Raw genomic sequence first — 2,602 nt, 5'->3', positions numbered from 1 at the left:
TAAATCATTACTCTAGACTGGAAGAGGTATTTTTATCAGGAAAATATCACAAGCATTTATTATTTAATTTTCAAATAGTTTGACACTATCAAGTTATTCTTCTAAAGGTTATTAAGACTTGGTAAACATTGACTTAAATCCGGCATATTAATCTTATTTTAATAGGTTATTTTCTTAAGTCTAACTAATTGACAAAGGTATAAATAATATGAAAAAATTAATTCTCGCAGCGGCAGTTTCAGGTGTATTGGTAGGTTGCGGTTCAGATGATGTAGAGAAAGCTCTTTCCACAGAATTATCTAGTTTCGAAGCTAGAAATGCCGCAGAGGACATTTTAGAGGCAACCAGTTTACTGGTTAAAGATATTTTAGCTAAATGTAACATTACAGCAAGTACAGACACATGTAGTCAAAGCTATGATCCTGATGCACTCGATGACTTTGATGGTAATGAAGCAGGCTTAGAAATCACGACTAGCAACAGTGTCATAATGTTAACCTCAAATGATTCAGGTAAGTATTTTGAATATTCGCCATTTTTAGAAAAGTTGCGTATTTCATATTCAAGTGAGGGTGACTTAGATCACTACCTTAAAATAGATATTAGTAATTATCCTTCGATTAAAGTGGACTTCGACGCTCACAATATTAATGATGATGGCAATTTTGGCTCTTCAGCAGAAACGTTAGATTATGACTTTAATGGTACAAATCAACTTAGTGGGAAAATCAGCGTGTCTAAAGATGACTTTACTTGCTCGGATAACGACTGTTAGGTAATTTTTGCACGGGAGGTTACGATTAACCTCCCTAAAACTTATTTATATCCCTACCCACACACTCTCTACAATCCGAAGTAGATAACACCATGACTAAGTAATTCTAATGAGTTGTAAAGCATCTGGTAAAGATTGTTTACTCATTATCAACCCATTTTGGGGCAAATTAGTGTTACCAATGGCGTCAGTCGTGACTCTGCACGCATGACCAAAAGTATGGAAAAACTCTATATACGTGGCCATTTTTAGTTAATCACTACAATATGTCTGGAACATCTTGACCAGAATAGTGGCCCCTAACTGGCTTAAGGTTTTAGCTTGGGTTTATATTGGTAGGGTCATAGGGGCGGTGTGTGTCTTGATTCTAAAAGCCGACCAGATTTCAGCGTGGTTTGATAGGTATCTACTGAAAAAAGACAAAGAGTAGACGTGATTGTGAAGCTCTAATATCGGTCTTTAGCATGATAAAAGCGAGTAGCCAAATAAAATGGTTCTCGCTTTTTTAATCAATTACCACGTTCGATTCGAGATAAAAACTACCCAGTAAACTCTTCAGAATCGGGACGATTGGTAAACTGCACACCATTTAAGAAGTCGCACAGCAGTTGGTCTTCACACTGTTTGTAGTTTTTGTTGTTTGGCTTGCGGAAATACGCACCAATTTCGTATTTACTTAAACTAATACCAACCACTTCTAATACGTCCAACACATCTTCTGCTTTCATGTCTAGCGCAATGCGCAGCTTCATGAGAATCATGTTGTTGGTCAACGTGACTTCTGGCTTAGGTTGCTCGCCGTCTTTTTTCCTCGCTTGAGGTTAATAAAGCCATTTAAGAATACCGCTAACTCTTGATCCTTCATCTTAACGCAAGATTTGTCGCTCTCATCTTTTAACCAGTTTGCCACTTTATCGTGAGCCACAGTGACTTCGGCCAGCGCGAAAGCTTTCATTATCTGCGCGTTTTTAAGGTTTAACGCGTGTTGGATACGACGTAAAATTTCGTTGTTAGTCACTAGGGATTCCTAAAATGAGTTCTAAGAGTGAATAAAAATCCATCAATGATATGCAATCTGTGGGTGTCTTTATTCAATAGCGTAGTTGACGGTGACTCTAACAGAGAACACGTTTCTTCGGTAGGTTAAAAATAGAAATAAGACGGCCTATTCGAACTAGTTGGCTAAGTTGGTAAGACCACACTATGCTGATTAGAAGAAGTAGGTCAAACCACCTCACTGTTATTTGTGAGGTAGAAGGTCACTGGCACGGGAAGGAGCAAAGGTGTGTTGCAGTTCTTAAATGGGGAAGTGTTTTTCCTCATATTCCTCAACCAATGCAGCTAGCCTTTCAAGTTTACAAATTAGTCTTATATTTGCTCTATCGAAAGGTATTGAGGTTACTTACCTTGGCGAGATTTTTTAAGGTGCTCAATACCGTGTTGTATGCGACATTCAACACTTGTGCTGTTTCCCTAACTCCAGAGCTATTCATTGACATATCGACAATTTTTTCTTTTACATCTGGCTTGCGGACTTCGTAAACTTAATCGAGTTGAAAGCCCTTTCGACACTCGATACATCTGAAACGAGGAAAGCCAGAATGCCCTTTTCCATGTTCACGGACGGGCTCTGTTTTATTACGGAAACGACATTGAACTTGGATAGTAGCCATGAGTTAAAAAACATCAGAAATCAGGTGGCTATATTAACATCTATCAACCAATTTGAGTCATGACCAATGAAAGGATAGTTAGGTTCTTATTGCTTAAATTATCGGTAAGAATAGTGCATATAACATGCAATAAGCCAGGTGTGTAGAATTATTC

General features: G+C 37.9%; 3 protein-coding genes and 1 pseudogene. 1 reads left to right on the top strand and 3 read right to left on the bottom strand.

What is annotated here, in order from left to right:
• Nucleotides 1–208: 208 nt before the first annotated feature.
• Complete coding sequence (locus CAG69_RS15780) at nucleotides 209–775, top strand: hypothetical protein (protein ID WP_005495314.1); 567 nt, start codon at nucleotides 209–211, stop codon at nucleotides 773–775.
• A gap of 539 nt (nucleotides 776–1,314) precedes the next feature.
• On the opposite strand, the pseudogene CAG69_RS15775 reads toward CAG69_RS15780, so the two are convergent.
• The 3 genes and pseudogenes from CAG69_RS15775 to CAG69_RS22780 form a co-directional block, all read right to left on the bottom strand.
• Nucleotides 1,315–1,793, bottom strand: a pseudogene (locus CAG69_RS15775) (DUF1456 family protein).
• Nucleotides 1,794–2,154: 361 nt separating this feature from the next.
• Entirely contained in the window at nucleotides 2,155–2,268 is a 114-nt protein-coding gene (locus CAG69_RS22785; RefSeq protein ID WP_443088232.1) for an IS1-like element transposase, read from the bottom strand.
• A 51-nt stretch (nucleotides 2,269–2,319) separates the two neighbouring features.
• A complete protein-coding gene (locus tag CAG69_RS22780) occupies nucleotides 2,320–2,448 on the bottom strand; it encodes an IS1 family transposase (protein WP_443088230.1) in 129 nt (42 codons plus the stop codon).
• Between the last annotated feature and the right edge of the window lie 154 nt (nucleotides 2,449–2,602).

Source organism: Vibrio sp. V43_P6S15P86 (genome assembly GCF_009904725.1).
In the GTDB taxonomy this organism is placed as follows: Bacteria; Pseudomonadota; Gammaproteobacteria; order Enterobacterales; family Vibrionaceae; genus Vibrio; species Vibrio diabolicus.
This window is presented reverse-complemented; position numbering and strand designations above follow the sequence as displayed.

Excerpts from the sequence above, each read along its gene's own strand:
- CAG69_RS22780 (WP_443088230.1), bottom strand. The coding sequence starts at position 2,448 with ATGGCTACTATCCAAGTTCAATGTCGTTTCCGTAATAAAACAGAGCCC.
- CAG69_RS15780 (WP_005495314.1), top strand. The coding sequence starts at position 209 with ATGAAAAAATTAATTCTCGCAGCGGCAGTTTCAGGTGTATTGGTAGGT.
- CAG69_RS22785 (WP_443088232.1), bottom strand. The coding sequence starts at position 2,268 with ATGAATAGCTCTGGAGTTAGGGAAACAGCACAAGTGTTGAATGTCGCA.